A 2,220-nucleotide genomic window follows, 5' to 3' on the forward strand; every position below is an offset into this window, starting at 1 on the left:
CCGGGGCCGTCAGGGGCGCGGGTGCCGGGCGCGAGGCCGGTGGGGCCGGGGCGGGGCGAGCGGCCGGCGGCGAGGTGCGCGGCCGGGAGAGCTCGGCCACCAAGCCGGCGAGGGTAGACAGCGCGGGCAGGTAGCCGGCGGCGGGCGCGAACCCCATGACCCCGCTACAGCCGAAGTCGGCCGCGCAAGCGACATCAGATCCGGAGCTGGCAGCGCGGGCTGGTGCTGAGTTCGGGCTGCGCATCGGCAAGCGTCGGCTGGCGAGCGGAGCGCCCGTGCGCAATGTGTTCGTCTCCGCGGTCGAGGGGGAGCTGCCGCCGCTCGCCGCACTGCTGCGCGGCGGCAGTCCGGGCGGCGCCGGCGGCGGCCGTGGCGGCATCGTCCGAGTCACGCCGTCGACCGGATCGTGCAGCAGCCGCCACTCCCCCACCGGCCCGGACTCGACCGCCGCGGCGGTGGGGTCGCCGGCGTGCACCGCGAGGTACGCCGGCCGGCCGGGCACGAGCTGCCCCTCAGCCCAGGCGGTGACCTCGATGCCATACCGGTCGGCCAGACCCTCGGCCGCCCACGCCTGGGCGACCCCGACGCCGTCAGGGTCGCCGAGGTGCTCGGCGTACGCGGCCGGCTCGTCCTGCCCGTCGTAGTGCAGCAACCAGCAGCACGCGTCGACGTCGTCGAAGGACAGCGAGATGCGCTGCGGACCGGCCGAGCTGGCCGGCTCGCTCTCGGGCGGGTTGATGGCATCGAGGCGGGCCTGCTCCCACGCGCTGGGGGTGTAGCCGGCGTGCTCGACCAGGCGGGCCAGCCAACTGGCGTCGTCGTGCGTCCAGGTCCGGTGGGTGGCACGTGCTTGGACTTCGCGGCGGGCCAGGCCGAGGGCGTGCGCGGCGTGCACCCGGGTGTGCCAGCCGGAGCGGCGGACCTTCTCCCACCACTGGTAGCTCGGCAGGGCCGGATCCGGGCCGACCTCGGCGGCGAGCAGCCACTTGTGGGCGAGCTGCGCACAATCACTGCCTGGTGCCCACAGCCACGCGTCCACGATGTCCGCCGCCGACGGCGGCAGCTTCGGGGCCGTCGCGGCCAGCACGGCGGCGGCCTCGGACCGGGCGGTCATCGCCTTGCGGCGCTCCCGCTCGTCAGTGATGCGCTGCTGCTCGGCCGCGCTGCGGTTGTCCGCCTTCCGCGGCTTCCCGGCGGTCGAGTAGTAGGTGACGCTGCCCCACGAGTCGACCCCGGCGGCCAGAGCGCCGGCCTTGCGGGCCGCCGCTACGGCTTTGGCCCCCTCCAGCCGGTACTGCCAGTAGTCCTGGCCGAACCGCTGAATCGGCTCGATGACCGGAACACCCTCGGCGGCCAACTTCTTACCCGCGGCGTCGATGACCGCTTGCCGCTCCCGCTGACGGCGCACCTCCGACACCAAGCTCGCGGCAGACCAGTGGTGATACCGGCTGTCCTGACTCAACCCGTAGGCGGCCAGCACCACCTCCTGGTCGTCGCCGGCAGCGTCGACGAGCGCCAACGCGTCCTTAATCTGCAGGGCCTGCTTCTTCTTCGCCCGGCCGGCCGGCTCCAGGTCCTCGTCCTCGGAGGCCCGGCCGGTTTCGAGCTCGGCCAGCAGCACCTCGGGCAACCTGAGCAGCTTCAGGCACTTCGAAACGTACGACTGCGAGCAGCCCACCCGATCGGCGATCTCCCTCTGCTTACGCCCGGCGGCCTCAACGCGCCGCGCGAGAACTCGCGGCCAGCGCAAGGCCGCGCAGCGCCGCGAGGGAGACGGGGCCGGTGGGAGCCTTCTGATCACGTTCGCCCAGCGGGGCCGCCAGCGAAATCAAGATCATCTTTAACGTTAATTCCTGTACCGACCTTCCTCAGCCCCGGAGGCGTTCATTGGAGACCTGGCACCGCCGCTGCCGGCCCGCCGGCACGCCGAGCACCGCCGCCGGGTGGCGACCGAGGCCGCAGGCACGGCCGCCGGAGGGCTGGCTACCGCCCGCGACGGGTGGGACGACCGCGACGAGGCTGCGCGAGCGGAGCCGCCAAGGCCCGGCGACGGCCGACGTCGGGCCTTGGCGGCGGCGGGCGCGGCCTTCCGGGGTGACCACGCCGCCGCCCGCGCCATCGCCGCGGCCGAGGACTGGCCCGAGGTGGCGCAGCACTCACGGGAACTTGATCAGGCCCTGGTTGAACCAGACACCCGCCTTCCCCCGTTTCTAAGTTCGA

The 2,220-nt window shown here is 73.9% G+C and carries 2 pseudogenes; one reads left to right on the forward strand and one right to left on the reverse strand.

The annotated features are described in order from the left end of the window. A pseudogene (locus AB0H52_RS31855) lies at nt 1-1,630 on the reverse strand (hypothetical protein); the annotation flags it as partial. Nucleotides 1,631-1,943: 313 nt separating this feature from the next. Between AB0H52_RS31855 and AB0H52_RS31860 the strand changes: the two are divergent. After that, nucleotides 1,944-2,220 (forward strand): annotated as a pseudogene (locus AB0H52_RS31860) (hypothetical protein); the annotation flags it as partial.

It is taken from the genome of Micromonospora sp. NPDC050695 (assembly GCF_040654415.1).
Classification (GTDB): domain Bacteria; phylum Actinomycetota; class Actinomycetes; order Mycobacteriales; family Micromonosporaceae; genus Micromonospora.